Source organism: Bradyrhizobium pachyrhizi (genome assembly GCF_001189245.1).
Classification (GTDB): domain Bacteria; phylum Pseudomonadota; class Alphaproteobacteria; order Rhizobiales; family Xanthobacteraceae; genus Bradyrhizobium; species Bradyrhizobium pachyrhizi.
Window position 1 is genome coordinate 84,863 of sequence record NZ_LFIQ01000111.1, and the last position, 14,079, is coordinate 98,941.

A 14,079-nucleotide genomic window follows, 5' to 3' on the forward strand; every position below is an offset into this window, starting at 1 on the left:
CCCGCTCGATCCTCCGGCGCCGACCGCCGAGAAACCGGTCGGCAGCGAGGTCGGGGTGCAGCCGATGTATGGCACGCCGTTCGGCGTCGGTATCTCGAGCTTCCTCTCGCCGTTCTCCGTGCCGTGCTACCGGCCGCCATGGGGCTCGATGGCCGCGATCGATCTGAAGACGATGAAGATCGTCTGGCAGCATCCCAACGGCACAATCCGCGACACCACGCCGCTGCCGCTTCCATTCAAGATGGGTGTGCCGATGCTGGGCGGGCCGATCACCACGGCCGGCGGCGTTGCGTTCTACACCGGGACCTATGAGTACACGATCCGCGCCTACGATGTGCGCAACGGCAAGGTGCTCTGGGAGGATCGCCTGCCGGCCGGCGCCCAATCGACGCCGATGAGCTACGAGGCTGGCGGCAAGCAATACGTCGTCACCGCGGCCGGCGGCCACGGCTCGTTCGGCACCAAACGCGGCGACTACGTCATCGCCTATGCATTGAAGGATTGAGCCGCGTCATCGAGGCCGTCATCTTCCTTCTCCTTCCCCCTGAAAGGGGAAGGTCGGGTTGGGGGCGGCCGCAGGCGATGCTCTCTGCGGAGGGCGCGGATTCCCACCCGCTTTGCTCTGGCGAGCAAAGCGACCGCCCCTTTCCAAGGGAAGGTGGAACTGGCCCAACTGACTAGCGCCCAGACGGGTTGGCAAACGCGGCCAAAGCCGCTAAAGGTCCGCCCCCTTTCACAGACAATCCGAGCATGACATGTCGAGCGCTTCGCCCGCCGTCTCGATTGGCGTCGATTTTGGCACCAGCAACACCGTGGTCGCGCTGTCCGACGGCGCCGGCCGCGTCGAGGCGATCCGTTTCGACCATGGCGGCCGCACGCATAGCGTCTATGTGTCCGCGCTGTGCTTCTGGGAGGAACGGCCCGGCGCCGGCCTGCATCCGCGCGCCGAGGGCGGCCCCTGGGCGATCGAGCAGTTCCTCGAGGGACGCACGATCCATCGCTTCATCCAGTCGTTCAAGACCTTTGCGGCAAGCGCGGCCTTCAACACCACCCAGATCTTCCGGCAACGCTACAAGTTCGAGGACCTGCTCGCGGCGTTCCTGCGCACGCTGACGCGCCATGCCGGCGAAGGATTCGACTTGGGCGCGCCGACCATCATGGTCGGTCGTCCGGTGAAATTTGCCGGCGGCAATCCCAATGACGAGCTCGCGATGCAGCGCTACCGGGCTGCGTTCGAGCGGCTCGGCGCCGGCCATGCGCGCTATGTCTACGAGCCGGTCGGCGCGGCGTTCTCCTTCGCGCGCACACTGGACCACGATGCCACCGTGCTGGTCGCCGATTTCGGCGGCGGCACCAGCGACTTCTCCGTGATGCGGTTCTCGCGCAAGGGTGGCGTGCTGCGCGCCGAACCGCTGGGCCACGCCGGCATCGGCATCGCCGGCGACACCTTCGATTACCGCATCGTCGACCACATCGTCTCGCCGCGGCTCGGCAAGGGCACCAGCTACCGCTCGTTCGACAAGGTGCTGCCGATTCCCAATCACTATTATTCGAGCCTTGCCCGCTGGCACCAGCTCGCGATGATGCGGGGCAATGGCGATTTGCGCGAGTTGCAGCAGCTCGCGCGCACCGCGCTCGATCCGGCGCCGCTGCACGATTTCATCACCATTGTCGACCACGATCTCGGCTTCGCGCTGTATCGCGCCGTGTCGGACACCAAGGTCGCGCTGTCGAGCCGCGACCGCGTCGAGTTCCGCTTCGCCCGCGAAGGCATCGATATCGGCGCGACCGTCACGCGCGACGATTTCGAATCCTGGATCGCCGACGACATCGAACGGCTGGGTACAACGGTGGACGAGGCGCTGGCAAAGTCGGGCATCACCGCGCGCGACGTCGAGAAGGTGTTCTTGACCGGCGGCACCTCGTTCGTGCCGGCCGTGCAGCGCCTGTTCGCCGAGCGCTTTGGCGCGGCGCGGCTGACCTCGGCGGATCAATTCGAATCGATCGCCTACGGCCTCGCTTTGATCGGCCACACGCCCGATCCCGACCGCTGGACCTTCGCCGAAGCGGCGTGACGATACGCTTCGCGCCTTGATCCGGGCTCAATAGACGACTACATCACGCCAATCATCAATCCCTGAGGATGCCGACGACCATGGATTTCACCCTGACAGCAACGCCCATCAGCCTTGCCCTCGGGGATATCCATGCTTGCATCGATCACGCTCTCTCATCTGACCCTGTCTGCGCCTGACGGCCGGGTTCTCCTTTCCAACATCGATCTGAACTTCGGACCCGAACGCACCGGCCTTGTCGGCAGGAACGGCGTCGGCAAGACGACGCTGCTCGGCCTGATCGCGAGGGTACGCACGCCGCAATCCGGCACGGTCTCGGTTCAGGGACGCGTCGGGATGCTGCATCAGACGGTTCAGCTGAAGCCGGATGAACGCGTCATCGACCTGTTCGACGCGCGCCGCGCACTGGCCGCGTTACGCCGCGCCGAACAGGGCGTTGCGAGCACTGAAGAGCTTGCGGATATCGACTGGACGCTCGACACCCGTATTGCGGCCGCGCTCGAACGCGTCGGACTGAGCGACTTGCTGGACGCGCCGCTGGCAGCGCTGTCCGGCGGACAGGCCACCCGGGCGCGCCTCGCCGCGCTGACCTTCGCGCAGCCCGACTTTCTGCTGCTGGACGAACCCACCAACAATCTCGACCGCGTGGGGCGCAAGGCGGTGATCGACCTGCTCGCCGACTGGCGGCATGGCGCCATCATCGTCAGCCACGACCGCGAATTGCTGGAGACGATGGATGCGATCGTCGAATTGACCTCGCTGGAAGCCAGGCGGTACGGCGGCAATTGGCGCCAGTACCGCGCACGCAAGGCCATCGAACTGTCGGCGGCACGACACGATCTGGCCGATGCCGAGAAGCGCGTCGCCGAGATCGACCGTAACGCCAGAGAAGCCAACGAACGGAAGGCGCGCAAGGACGGCGCAGGTGCAAGGAAGCGCGCCAAGGGCGATCTGCCGCGCATCGCCGCCGGGCTGCGCAAGGACCGCAGCGAAGACACCGGCGGCGAGAACGCCCGTCTCGCCGAACGACGGCGGACGCAAGCGCTCGAACTTGCCAGCGCGACGCGGCAACGCATCGAGGTGCTGCAACCGTTCTCGGTGCAGCTGCCCTCGACGCATCTGCCGGCGAGCAGGATGGTGCTGCGAATCGACGCGGCCGACGTCGGCTACGGCGCGGAAGCGCCGATCCTGCGCGATCTCACCTTCTCCATGTCAGGTCCGGAGCGCGTCGCGATCATCGGCCCCAACGGCGCCGGCAAGACGACGCTGCTCAAGCTCGTCAGCGGCGACCTGACCGCGGCGCGGGGCAGCGTCGAGGTGATGACCCGGTTCGCCATGTTCGATCAGGCGGTCAGCCTGCTCGATGCGTCGGCCTCCATCCTGGAGAATTTCCGGCGCATCAATCCGGATGCCGGCGAGAACGCCTGCCGCGCGGCGCTGGCGCGATTCATGTTCCGCGCCGATGCCGCGCTGCGGCCCGTTGCGAGCCTCTCCGGCGGCCAGTTGCTTCGCGCTGGACTTGCCTGTGTGCTGGGCGGCGCGAGGCCTCCGCCTTTCCTGATCCTCGACGAGCCGACCAATCACCTCGATATCGAATCCTTGGAAGCGGTCGAGGCCGGCTTGCGCGCCTATGACGGCGCGCTGCTGGTCGTGAGCCACGACGAGGCCTTCCTCGAGGCCATCGCGATCACGCGCAGACTGGATCTCGCGTCGTGGAGGTGACGCGGAGAGCGGAGCAGTTGCTTTTGCGCAATTGATGTTTCGAACGACGAAGATTGGTCGGGAATTGAACAGCCGAGCACGCGTCGCCTCGGGGTAGGTCGTAAGGCGCGGTGCTCGGCTGTCAGGCCGCGCGGCGGTGCGGCCATTCCGCCAGCCTCGCTTGTCCCCAAGCGCGAGGCCGTCGGAGCTGAATCTGGTCTGTTGCTAAATCCGCGCCGTCGAATGGAGCGCGTTTCTCCAAAGGGCAAATGCGACGAAGCCAGCGAGCAACAAAAAGCCGCCACCGGCCGCGATCAGGAAATGCGCGAGCGTCATCTTGGAACATCCCAATTGAAAGGCTTCATGCGGAGCGATATGCGCCGCAACCTGGCAATCAAAAGCACTTCAAAATTGATTTGCCCCGCCGGCCGCCGCCGGACAGCCCGAAAGGTGGCTGGCACTGCGCTCTGCCCACCCTTCGATTTCAGAGAGGTCGTCCAGCCACTCGGCTGTTGCCGCTCATCGTGCAGTTCGTCACACCGCTCAATGGCCACGAGGATAATCGATAAAACCTTATCGACAATCGAAAGGGAAAATTAAGGTTACCGGCGCGACCGCTCGAGGTTCGACCCCGGTGCCTATACCCGGTGACGATGGATGGGATTGTCGAGATCATCCTTCGGCAAGGGTCGATCGCGCCCGGTGGCCGCGGCTCCCACCAAAATATGGAAAACAACCCCATGCAAAGGAGCCGGCGGCCGCCGCTTCGGCCTGAGTGGCGGTCAATTGGAGTAATTTCCTCCGGACGAAAGTTCGCAGGGCATGTCACGGTTCGACGCGCTGCCTCGCTTGCGGCCATACGCGGCGTGAAGCGGAGGCCGTTCCTGATACGGCGAACCAGTCTCCAGCAAACAGATGGTGGAAACGGGATGGCGAGGGAGATTCACGCTTTCGTCAGAGCCACCCGCGGCGGAGAGCTGGATTTCGCTACCGCGTCGGCATGGAGCACCGTGAGTTCGTCAGGATCGAAGTCGGCGAAGGCCTCGCGCACAAAGCGCAAGAATGCCGCCACGCGCGGAATGCCGGTGCTGCCGCGACGGTACATCAGGTGGATGCCGAAGCTCGGCGGGCAAGACCATTCCGGCAGCAGTCGTGTGAGCCGGCCCGACGTCAGGATGGTCGGATCGAAGCAGGCCATGTAGATGACGCCCGCGCCAGCACAGGCCGCTACGATCAGGCCTTCGCGATCCGGCGTGACGAACGAAGGACGCACCCGTATCGTCTCGAGCTTCCCCTTGCGCTCGAATTTCCAATGGTCGAAGGGACCGGTCGACCAGGCTGGACGAAACAGCAGGCAGCGATGATTGACGAGATCGGCAGGGTGCTCCGGTGCACCGAAGCGACGCACATAGTCCGGCGAGGCATACGCTGCCGGCTTGCCCTGACCTAGCCGTTGCGCGACGAGCCGAGACGGAGGAGGTTCGCCGACGTACAGCAGAACGTCGAGGTTCTCAGACTGCATGTCGCGAGGGTCCTGCGTCAGACGCGTTTCAACGAGCAACTCGGGGTGCCGATCATTCAGACTGGCCAGCCTCGGCATCAGGACATAGCGGCTGAGCGGCGCCTGCACGCCTACTCGCACGATACCGCTGACTCGCCCGCGCCTGTTCGTGAAGCCATCGGTCAGCTCGGCAATTCGGGCGACGATGTCGACAGCCCTGCGATAGACGTCGGCCCCTTCCTGGGTGAGCTTGAGCTGGCGCGTCGTCCGGTTAAACAAGGGGACCTTGAGCTCGCGCTCCAGTTCGGCAATGCCGCGGCTGACCGCCGAGGGCGTCAAGTCCATGATCCGCGCCGCCGCAGCGAAGCTGCCGCTGTCGGCCGCGCTGATCAGCATCTCAAGGCGATGACCGCGATTCAAGACGAAATCCCCCATGTGCTAGCCGGCGCCCTATTCGTGATATTAACTCACGACTGAAATTCAGCCAAGCTGCTCGACGCGACGCGGCCTCCGTGCCTACGCTGCATCCGGAATTTGCTTGTCGGGGAAGCGTGATGCAGAAGCCTGCGTTTGCTGCGATCGCCGCATTGGCTGGCACGATGGTGACGTCGGCCAGCTTTGCCCAGACCACTGCAATGTGCGCAGGCCCGGCCGGCGCAGCGTCGTGGGCAGAAGACCGCGAAGCGGTGACCGCTGCACCAGGGAATCACAGGGTGATCTACGAAACGGCAGACCTGCGCGTGCTGGAGGTGACTGTTCTTCCGGGCGAGCGCGAAGCCTCGCATCATCATCGCTGGCCCAGCGTGATGGTGGTGGACTCGCGCCCACCCTACGTCAACTACGACAAGGATGGCAAAGTATTCCAATCGGTCGTGCAAGGGCAGCAATCGGTCGAGCTCCCGCTGATGGTCCGGCTGCCGGCTCAAGCCGAGCACGCGATCGAGAACACCGGCAACAAGCCTTTTCACGCCATCCGCATCGAATACAAGCGGCTATGTGAGCAGTGAATGCGAGCGAATTCTCACCCCGACCGCGCAAAGCGTCGCGTGCCATGCTCGGATACCCGCTGTTCGCCGCGTCATTCCTCGCTCTCGGTTTGTACATCCTTTGCATTTCCGGCCCCGCAATGCATGCAGCGGCGAGGGAGCGCCTTGCGCAGACCATCGCGGAGGAGGATCGCGGCTTCTGCGAGCAATTCGGTACACAGTCCGGAACAGCCGGGTTCGCTGCCTGTCGCCGAGAACTGGCAATGGTTCGGCAACGTCAGGCCGAGCGCGATAGCGCCGCAGCTCTGGCTCCTTAAGGGTTCATCTCAAAATCAAGGCAGATCGAACACAGGAGAGGGATGTGATCAAGCAGTCTGCGATAGCGTTTGCTTTTCTTGTGGCAATCGTTGGGTCGGCCACCGCCCAGGTGACACGCGTGGAGGTCTACCCCATTGCGTCGGTCACGCTCGCTGATTCCGATTTCCTGGCGGGGCGCAGCAACGGCCAACCGGTGACGATCGCGGGCGAGCTGCACATCCCGAAGGCCGGCGCTGACAGGTTGCCCGCCGTTATCCTGCTCCATGGCGCGGGAGGTATGGGCGGCGTGGGCGGCTCGATCGACGAGTGGTCGAGAGCCCTCAACCAACTCGGTATCGCGACATTTGCCATCGACAGCTTTTCAGGACGAGGAATTATTTCGACCATCCTCGACCAGGCGCGGCTTGGTCGTCTGAACATGGTTGCCGATGCCTATCGGGCCCTCGACCTGCTGGCCAAGCATCCGCGAATCGACCCGCATCGTATAGCCGTGATGGGCTTCTCCAGAGGTGGACAATCGGCATTGTACTCGGCGATGAACCGATTGTATGCGACACTCGGTCCGACCAACAAGCTGCGTTTCGCGGCGCACGTCGCCTTCTATCCCGATTGCACGACGACGTACCGGGATGACAGCGACGTCAGCGACAAGCCCATCCGCATCCTCCACGGCACCCCGGACAATTACAACCCCGTGGCACCCTGCCGCGCCTACGTGGAGCGACTGACGAGCGCGCACAAGGACGTCAAGCTGATCGAGTTTCCCGACGCCTATCACGTCTTCGACGCCCCGTCTCTCCGCACCCCGCTGACCTTGAAGGGAGCCGCGACGACGCGGCATTGCCGGCTCGTAGAAGCGGACGATCATCAGATCGTCAACCACGAGACGCAGAAGCCCTTCAGCTACGCCGATGCCTGCGTCGAAAAGGATCCGATGCTCGCCTACAACGAAGCTGCGAGCAATCAGGCTCACCTAATCGTTCGGGATTTCCTGACTGAGATTTTCCAGCTTAAGCCGTAGGAGCCCGCCGAAAGGCAATCGCAGCGACCCGATCTGCTTCAGTCCGAATCGTGTTGCCGCGCTCGCAATCGGGTTGAGCGCTCCTTCAACAGGATCAAACAGTATCGTCGGGTGGCGACGCGCGGCGAAAGCTTTGCCACCAACTCCCTTGCCTTCGTTCAACTTGCGTCAGTCGGGCTAGGGCTGCGCCTTGATTGGTCCGCGCCCCAGCATGCCGAAGCGGATCGCGGAAGCTGAATCCAAGGAAGCAGCCCGCAAAAGCCGGGCGTGTTTTTGAAGGATTCGCGCGTCCACGAACGGCTCAATGATGGCAAATTCACCGGTCGCGCGACCCACCGGGTCTGCACCGAGGTTCTCCACCGTCCGAAATCCGGTGGACCGAGAAACGCCCGGCTATATTGGGTTTTCGCACGTCGCGATCAAATGGCGGAGAGGGAGGGATTCGAACCCCCGATAGGCTTGCACCTATGCCGCATTTCGAGTGCGGTGCATTCAACCACTCTGCCACCTCTCCGATGGCCCGGGTGATTTGCGCCACCCGCGGTCGGGGCGTGTTCTAGGCGAGGATGGCGGGACAGACAAGGCGCTGCAATAATATTTCCGTCACCCGTGCCTCGCGCCACCGAAGCACCGGGATACGCCAAGAAAGCGCGCGGAAACAAAGCGCTAGCAGAACGGTTCTGGCTCGATCGGCGCGCGAGCGAACCAGCCGGAGCAGGAGCGGGCCATGGAGCATGTGACGATTCGAGCCAATGGCGCGGCGTTCCACGTCGCGCGGACCGGGAGCGGCAGGCCGCTGCTGCTGTTGCACGGCTGGCCGGAATTCTGGCTGACCTGGAAGCCGGTCATGGCGCGGCTCGCCGGCCGCTACACCCTGATCGCCCCCGACCTGCGCGGCTTCGGCGACAGCGACAAGCCGCACGGCGCGTATGGCCCCGATCAGCATACCGACGACATGCTGGCGCTGCTGGACGCGCTCGGCGTCGACAAGGCCGGCGTGGTCGGCCACGACGTCGGCGGTGCCGTGATGCAGCCCCTCGCCCGCAAGGCGCCCGAGCGCATCGCCGGACTATTTTTCTTCGATTTCGTCTATCCCGGCATCGGGCCGCGGATGGCCGCGCCCGACCGGCTGAACCACATCTGGTACCAGTCGTTCCACCAGATGGAGGTGGCGCCCGCGCTGGTCGGCGCCAGCAGAGACAGCTGCCGCACCTATATCGGCCATTTCCTGCACCACTGGTCGCACCGCAAGGCTGCGTTCGACGACGTGATCGACGACTTCGCCGACAATTTCTTCAAGCCCGGGAATCTCGCCGGCGGCTTTGCGCATTATCGCGCGTCACATGCGGCGCGCGTGAAGATGATGCAGGGCGCAGCCCCCGCGCTGCCGCCGATCACTGTGCCGACCTGCATCCGCTGGGCCGAACACGATCCGCTGTTTCCCTATGCCTGGACCGACCGGCTCGGGGAGACCTTCTCCAATCTGGATCTGAAGATGTTTCCCGATGTCGGGCATTTCCCGCATCGCGAGGACCCCGACCGCGCGGCCGCCGAGATCGTCGGCTTCTTCGAGCGGATCAATTGGAGGTAGAAAGTGGTGGGACCGCCAGGACGCGACAAAAACTGGCGGTCCCGTGCCGCTTCTTAATATTGCTGGCCGGGAAGTGCGGCTTCGCCGGTCGGCGGGAGCGACACGGGCCACGGTAGCGACCGACGTCGAAACGGCAACGCGAACCCGATCTTAACCTAACCGATCAACCTTACCGCGCGTAGTCCGGGGCCGCTGTAATCACGGATGAATTTGTCCCGGATTGCGCTGAGCCTGTCATCGGGCGCGCGTTCGCGCGACCCGTTGGCTTCATCCGGGCGCCGCACGTTCCAACCTCCCCTTGAAAAGGGGAGGTCGCTTTGCTCGCTCAAGCAAAGCGGGTGGGGATCTGCTCTCTCCGCAAACAGCATCGCTTGAGGCTGACCCCCATCCCGACCTTCCCCCTTTCAGGGGGAAGGAGAAGGCAGACCGTAGCCCGGATGGAGCGCGCGCGATCGCTGAATCCTGACGGCTCAAGCGTCGGCCTTCTTGGCTTTTTTGGACTTTTTCTCGCTCTTTTCGCTCTCGTCGTCCTTGTCTTTCTTCTCGGCCTTCTTCTCGTCCTTGCCGTTCTCCCGCTTGCGATTGGTGTAGCGGGCATTGCCAAGCCCGGTTCCGATCGTCAGCACGCCCCAGCGCGCGACGTCCTGCATGAACGGGACCTCGGCCAGCCCCTGCACCACGCCGTCGTTGTGCATCACGATCGCGGTGTCATGATCGCCGATCTGCGGGATCGCCTCGACCAGACTCGCCGGCAAGTTGAATTTGCTGCTCTCCCAATTGCCGGGCAGGTTCTGCGCCCCCTTTTCGATCGATCCGTCCTCATTGATGACGCCGGGACAGGCGATGCCGATGAACGGCGCGAGCTTGAGATTCTCCTTCTCGGCGGCGGCAATCAACTCCTTCAGCATCTTCACCAGCCGCTTCACCGCACCCTCGCGCGTCGGCTCGTCATCGGCGTGGCGCCATAGCTCCGATTTCCAGACCGCCGCCTTGGAGAGATCGGGCGCCTTCTTCCAGCGCGTCTCGACAACGCCGCAGCGGATATTGGTGCCGCCGATGTCGACGGCGAGGACGCCGTCATGGGCCTCGAAAATCCACGATGGCGCGAGATGCAGCGTGCCGATCAGGCCGGCATCGTCGGGGTGAAAGCGGATCGGCACCATGTCGACCTTGAAATCCTCCGACTTCAGGATGATCTCGGTGCGCGCGATGGCGAGTTCGCCGAGCCTGGAGTCGCGGAAGCCGCCGCCGACCACGATGCGCTCGGTCCTGGCCCAGGCCTTGGTGTTGAGGAAGCGCCGCGTGACATAGGCAAGCTCCTGGGCAAACTCCTCAATCGCGCTGTGCACGACCGCGGAGGCCTCGGTGTCGTCGCCGACCAGCAGTTCATCGAGCTTCTTCTTGCTGATCTTGTCCGACGGCTCGTCGCCGAACGGGTCTTCGTCGGATTTGCGCAGCGGCTTGCGCCAGCGGTCGAGGATCTTGCGGAACGCGCCCTTGGAGGCGCGATCGCCGAGAAAGCCCTCGTCGTCCTTCAGCTCGATGTTGAAGCTGTCAATGTCGACAGACGGCAGCCGCGCGGCACCGTGGTGCGCGATGCCCGTGGTCAATCCAGTGTCTTCGGCCATTTGCCCGTGCCTGCCCGCTTGAGGTTGGGTCGTTAACGGCGGGGAACCCGATTGGTTGCTTGCGCGCCGGCCCCATTCGATGGACGGAATTGCCGGCGAAACCGGCTCCACGGGTGCGGCGGACACCCTGGGCCAGCCCGTGCCAGACCATCCGTCGCCAGAGCGGACCGCGACCCGGGCGCAGGCTTGAGTCGCCAATCCGGGCCAAAACCATGCCAAACCCTTCATTTTTGGCCGGTTTTTGCCCTGCTTCACCTTGACTCTCGGTCGTTTGCGGCTATAAGTCCCCCATCCGGCGCGGGGATTTCTCGCGCCGATTGTTTTTGTGCGGACCATTTGGGAATTCATTCCCTTCGCACGAGACACGCAACCCATAGCGACTGAACAAAAAGCCGACCCGGGCGAACCGTCCGAGGCCGGGATCGAACACGAAGGAATCAAACGATGTTCGCAGTCATCAAAACCGGCGGCCGGCAGTACCGTGTCGTTCCGAATGATGTACTCGAGATAGGCAAGATCGCCGGCGATGTCGGCACGATCGTGCAGCTTGGCGAAGTTCTGGTGCTCGGCGGTGACACGCCGGTGCTGGGAACGCCCACCGTGGCAGGCGCGTCCGTTGCGGCCGAAGTGCTGCAGCACAAGCGCGGTGACAAGGTGATCGCGTTCAAGAAGCGTCGCCGCAAGAATTCACGCCGCAAGCGCGGCTATCGGGATGAGCTCACGGTGCTTCGCATCACCGAGATCCTCGCCGATAACGCCAAGCCGACCGTCGGCCCGCGGCCGAAGAAGGAAAAGGTCGCAGCGCCCGCCGATGGCGAGGACGCCGCGCCGAAGGCGGCCAAGAAGAAGGCGCCCGCAAAGGCGCCGGCCGCCAAGAAGGCTCCGGCCAAGAAGGCCGCGGCCAAGGCTTAAGAAGAAGTGATCGTCGCGCTTTCAGATGTGAAGCGTGACAAAACGTGAAATGATTCCGTCAAGGAATTGATCTAGAGATCAAAGCGAAGTCGGAGACGAGCCATGGCTCACAAAAAAGCAGGCGGTTCATCGCGTAACGGACGTGATTCCAAGGGCAAGCGCCTTGGCATCAAGGCGTTCGGTGGCGAGCGCGTGATCCCCGGAAACATCATCGCGCGTCAGCGCGGCACCACCTGGCATCCCGGCCTTAATGTCGGCATGGGCACCGACCACACTCTCTTCGCCAAGATTGAGGGTCATGTCGAGTTCCGTGCCAAAGCCAACGGCCGCACATTCGTATCGGTTATCCCGATGGCGGAAGCGGCCGAATAGACGGTGGACACATACGAGTCCGCCGGGTCCTGTTGAACCGGCGGAGTCGCAAAGGGCTCCAAGGGGAGGCGGGATAACCGGCCTCCCCTTTTTGTTGCGCGCGTTCCACTTCGACCGCGCGTGACGTTCCAAGCGTTGCGTACCGATTTTTTCGCATCACAGGAGCTCGACATGTTGCAGGACATCCCGACGCCGACCTTGCGTGAGGCAAGAGCTTGCGTCCTCGAGACCGAACGGCTGACATTGCGCAAGCCGACGCTCGCGGACGTAAAAGCAATCGCACGCCTCGCCAATGACCGCCGCATCGCGGAGAACACCCGCCGCCTGCCGCATCCCTATACCCAGGACGACGCCATCGACTTCGTGCGCGCGCTCGGCGCCGGCGGACGCGAAACCGTTTTCCTGATCGAGAACAATCACACGCCGATCGGCATGGTCGGCATCGACTGGCGCGAGGAGACGTCGGCCGAACTGGGCTACTGGCTCGGCGTCGACTATTGGGGCCAGGGTTTCGGCACCGAGGCCGCACGCGCGGTGATCGATTACTTCTTCGAGGAGTTCGATCTCGACCAGCTGATCTCGGGCGCCCGCGTCGTCAATCCGTCGTCGCGCAATATCCTCGAGAAGTGCGGCTTCCAGTGGGGCGGCGTCGAGCTGCACCGCTTCGAGGCGCTGGGCTCGTCGAGCCCGGTCGACTGCTTCCGCCTGTCGCGCGGCGTCTGGACGTCGCTGAAGCGCTGGAACAACTCGACCCGGCGGGAGAGCTGAGTCTTCTGATCTTCACCCTCCCCTGGAGGGGGAGGGTCGACGCGAATGCAATGAGCGGCGGGGTGGGGTGACGGTCTCTCCACTCGGGGGCTGCCCGTGTTGAGAGATCACCCCACCCCGTCTCACATTTCGCTACGCTCAATGTGATCCGACCCTGCCTTCCAGGGGAGGGTAAGAATCACGCCGGCGGATTCACCGCGGAGTCCGTGCGTCCAAGCTGCTGTTCGCGCACGAAGATGTAGAGGCCGGCCGCGATGATAACAGCGGCACCGATGATGGTGGCCCAGGACGGCACGTCGCCGAACACTACGAAGCCGAAGATCACCGCCCAGACGATCATCGAATACTGGTAGGGCACCACCACGCTCGCCGGCGCGAGTTTCAGCGAACGATTGACGCAAAGCAGCGCCGCGACCGAGATGATGCCGGCGGTGAAGAACAGCACGAGGCTGCCGGCTGACGGCGTCACCCAGCCGAACGGCGAGAGCACGAGGCCCAGGATGAACGTGCCGCCGAATTGCGACGTCGCCAGCACGATATCGGGCGTCGCGCGCAGCGAGCGCGTGATCAGCATCAGCACCGCAAACGACAGGCTGCCGCCAAGCGCGATCATCGCCGGCCAGCTGATCGTCTGGGCCGACGGCCGGAGCGCGATCAACACCCCGCAGAAGCCGACCAGGATCGCGGTCCAGCGCCGCCAGCCGATATGCTCGCCGAGCACGAGGCCCGACATCGCGGTGACGAAGATCGGTCCGGCCAGATAGTAGGTGATGACGTCGGCGAGCGGCAGATAGACGGTCGCCAGGAAGAACGCCGCAACCTCCACCGTCGACAGCGTGACCCGCAGCAATTGCAGCCACGGCCGTTCCAGATGCAGAAAATCCGCGCGCCGCTGCCATACGATCGGCAGCAGCACGAGCAGCGCCGCGCAGGCGCGCAGCCACAGCAATTGCCCGACCGAATAGGTGGCGACGATGAATTTGCCCATCGCGTCGCCGAACGAGAACATGAAGATCGACAGCAGCATCAACCCGATGCCGGCGAGCCGCGCCGATCGGTCGTCGTAGGAGGACAGCTTTGCGAACAGGCTCATGAAATCGACTTGCGCTTTCTTTTGTCGGGCCTGGCCAAGGACGGCGTCGCTTCCGCTCGCCTATGCCCGAGTCGTCCGGTTTTAAAGACGTGGATGCCCGGGACAAGCCCGGG

At 63.9% G+C, this 14,079-nt stretch carries 12 protein-coding genes, 1 tRNA gene and 2 pseudogenes; 10 read left to right on the top strand and 5 right to left on the bottom strand.

The features are described 5' to 3' along the window. The 3 genes and pseudogenes from AKL29_RS45695 to AKL29_RS28365 form a co-directional block, all read left to right on the top strand. Positions 1-505 (top strand): annotated as a pseudogene (locus AKL29_RS45695) (membrane-bound PQQ-dependent dehydrogenase, glucose/quinate/shikimate family); the annotation flags it as partial. Positions 506-755: 250 nt separating this feature from the next. Next, positions 756-2,075 (top strand): Hsp70 family protein, encoded by a 1,320-nt coding sequence (locus AKL29_RS28360; protein WP_050386433.1) that lies wholly within the window; start codon positions 756-758, stop codon positions 2,073-2,075. Positions 2,076-2,207: 132 nt separating this feature from the next. After that, positions 2,208-3,797: an ABC-F family ATP-binding cassette domain-containing protein gene (locus tag AKL29_RS28365; protein ID WP_050386434.1), complete on the top strand. Its 1,590-nt coding sequence runs from the start codon at positions 2,208-2,210 to the stop codon at positions 3,795-3,797. Positions 3,798-4,719: 922 nt separating this feature from the next. Here the strand turns inward: AKL29_RS28365 and AKL29_RS28370 are convergent. Then, positions 4,720-5,712 carry a LysR family transcriptional regulator gene (locus tag AKL29_RS28370; RefSeq protein WP_050386435.1) on the bottom strand — a complete coding sequence of 331 codons (993 nt, stop codon included), beginning with the start codon at positions 5,710-5,712 and terminating at the stop codon, positions 4,720-4,722. A 119-nt stretch (positions 5,713-5,831) separates the two neighbouring features. On the opposite strand from AKL29_RS28370, the gene AKL29_RS28375 reads away from it, so the two are divergent. The 3 genes and pseudogenes from AKL29_RS28375 to AKL29_RS41240 all read left to right on the top strand — a co-directional run. Beyond that, complete coding sequence (locus AKL29_RS28375; protein WP_028336342.1) at positions 5,832-6,284, top strand: cupin domain-containing protein; 453 nt, start codon at positions 5,832-5,834, stop codon at positions 6,282-6,284. A gap of 340 nt (positions 6,285-6,624) precedes the next feature. Then, a complete protein-coding gene (locus AKL29_RS28385) occupies positions 6,625-7,602 on the top strand; it encodes a dienelactone hydrolase family protein (RefSeq protein ID WP_063779962.1) in 978 nt (325 codons plus the stop codon). A 4-nt stretch (positions 7,603-7,606) separates the two neighbouring features. Then, a pseudogene (locus tag AKL29_RS41240) lies at positions 7,607-7,839 on the top strand (hypothetical protein); the annotation flags it as partial. Here the strand turns inward: AKL29_RS41240 and AKL29_RS42330 are convergent. Next, positions 7,780-7,962, bottom strand: a complete 183-nt coding sequence (locus AKL29_RS42330; protein WP_050386437.1) for a hypothetical protein — start codon at positions 7,960-7,962, stop codon at positions 7,780-7,782. The pseudogene AKL29_RS41240 and the gene AKL29_RS42330 overlap by 60 nt on opposite strands. Before the next feature lie 64 nt (positions 7,963-8,026). Beyond that, positions 8,027-8,116, bottom strand: a tRNA-Ser gene (locus tag AKL29_RS28395). A 213-nt stretch (positions 8,117-8,329) separates the two neighbouring features. On the opposite strand from AKL29_RS28395, the gene AKL29_RS28400 reads away from it, so the two are divergent. Further along, positions 8,330-9,193 carry an alpha/beta fold hydrolase gene (locus tag AKL29_RS28400; protein ID WP_050386438.1) on the top strand — a complete coding sequence of 288 codons (864 nt, stop codon included), beginning with the start codon at positions 8,330-8,332 and terminating at the stop codon, positions 9,191-9,193. A gap of 470 nt (positions 9,194-9,663) precedes the next feature. Here the strand turns inward: AKL29_RS28400 and AKL29_RS28405 are convergent, their stop codons facing one another. Beyond that, complete coding sequence (locus AKL29_RS28405) at positions 9,664-10,821, bottom strand: ROK family protein (protein ID WP_028336339.1); 1,158 nt, start codon at positions 10,819-10,821, stop codon at positions 9,664-9,666. Positions 10,822-11,265: 444 nt separating this feature from the next. Here AKL29_RS28405 and rplU point away from each other — a divergent pair, with 444 nt between their 5' ends. The 3 genes from rplU (at position 11,266) to AKL29_RS28420 (ending at position 12,873) form a co-directional block, all read left to right on the top strand. Then, on the top strand, positions 11,266-11,733 hold the full coding sequence (gene rplU / locus AKL29_RS28410) for a 50S ribosomal protein L21 (RefSeq protein ID WP_050386439.1): 468 nt from the start codon (positions 11,266-11,268) through the stop codon (positions 11,731-11,733). 102 nt (positions 11,734-11,835) lie between these two features. After that, on the top strand, positions 11,836-12,105 hold the full coding sequence (rpmA, locus tag AKL29_RS28415; RefSeq protein WP_028336337.1) for a 50S ribosomal protein L27: 270 nt from the start codon (positions 11,836-11,838) through the stop codon (positions 12,103-12,105). A 171-nt stretch (positions 12,106-12,276) separates the two neighbouring features. Further along, positions 12,277-12,873, top strand: coding sequence for a GNAT family N-acetyltransferase (locus tag AKL29_RS28420; RefSeq protein WP_028336336.1), 597 nt, complete (start codon positions 12,277-12,279; stop codon positions 12,871-12,873). A gap of 178 nt (positions 12,874-13,051) precedes the next feature. On the opposite strand, the gene AKL29_RS28425 is transcribed toward AKL29_RS28420, so the two are convergent. Next, positions 13,052-13,966 (bottom strand): DMT family transporter, encoded by a 915-nt coding sequence (locus tag AKL29_RS28425; RefSeq protein ID WP_050386440.1) that lies wholly within the window; start codon positions 13,964-13,966, stop codon positions 13,052-13,054. Positions 13,967-14,079: the final 113 nt, after the last annotated feature.

What these genes read in the sequence shown, in the direction of transcription:
- AKL29_RS28405 (WP_028336339.1), bottom strand. Translation starts at nt 10,821, where the DNA reads ATGGCCGAAGACACTGGATTGACCACGGGCATCGCGCACCACGGTGCC.
- rpmA (WP_028336337.1), top strand. Translation starts at nt 11,836, where the DNA reads ATGGCTCACAAAAAAGCAGGCGGTTCATCGCGTAACGGACGTGATTCC.
- AKL29_RS28370 (WP_050386435.1), bottom strand. Translation starts at nt 5,712, where the DNA reads ATGGGGGATTTCGTCTTGAATCGCGGTCATCGCCTTGAGATGCTGATC.
- AKL29_RS28375 (WP_028336342.1), top strand. Translation starts at nt 5,832, where the DNA reads ATGCAGAAGCCTGCGTTTGCTGCGATCGCCGCATTGGCTGGCACGATG.
- AKL29_RS28425 (WP_050386440.1), bottom strand. Translation starts at nt 13,966, where the DNA reads ATGAGCCTGTTCGCAAAGCTGTCCTCCTACGACGACCGATCGGCGCGG.
- AKL29_RS28420 (WP_028336336.1), top strand. Translation starts at nt 12,277, where the DNA reads ATGTTGCAGGACATCCCGACGCCGACCTTGCGTGAGGCAAGAGCTTGC.
- AKL29_RS28365 (WP_050386434.1), top strand. Translation starts at nt 2,208, where the DNA reads ATGCTTGCATCGATCACGCTCTCTCATCTGACCCTGTCTGCGCCTGAC.
- AKL29_RS28360 (WP_050386433.1), top strand. Translation starts at nt 756, where the DNA reads ATGTCGAGCGCTTCGCCCGCCGTCTCGATTGGCGTCGATTTTGGCACC.
- rplU (WP_050386439.1), top strand. Translation starts at nt 11,266, where the DNA reads ATGTTCGCAGTCATCAAAACCGGCGGCCGGCAGTACCGTGTCGTTCCG.
- AKL29_RS28400 (WP_050386438.1), top strand. Translation starts at nt 8,330, where the DNA reads ATGGAGCATGTGACGATTCGAGCCAATGGCGCGGCGTTCCACGTCGCG.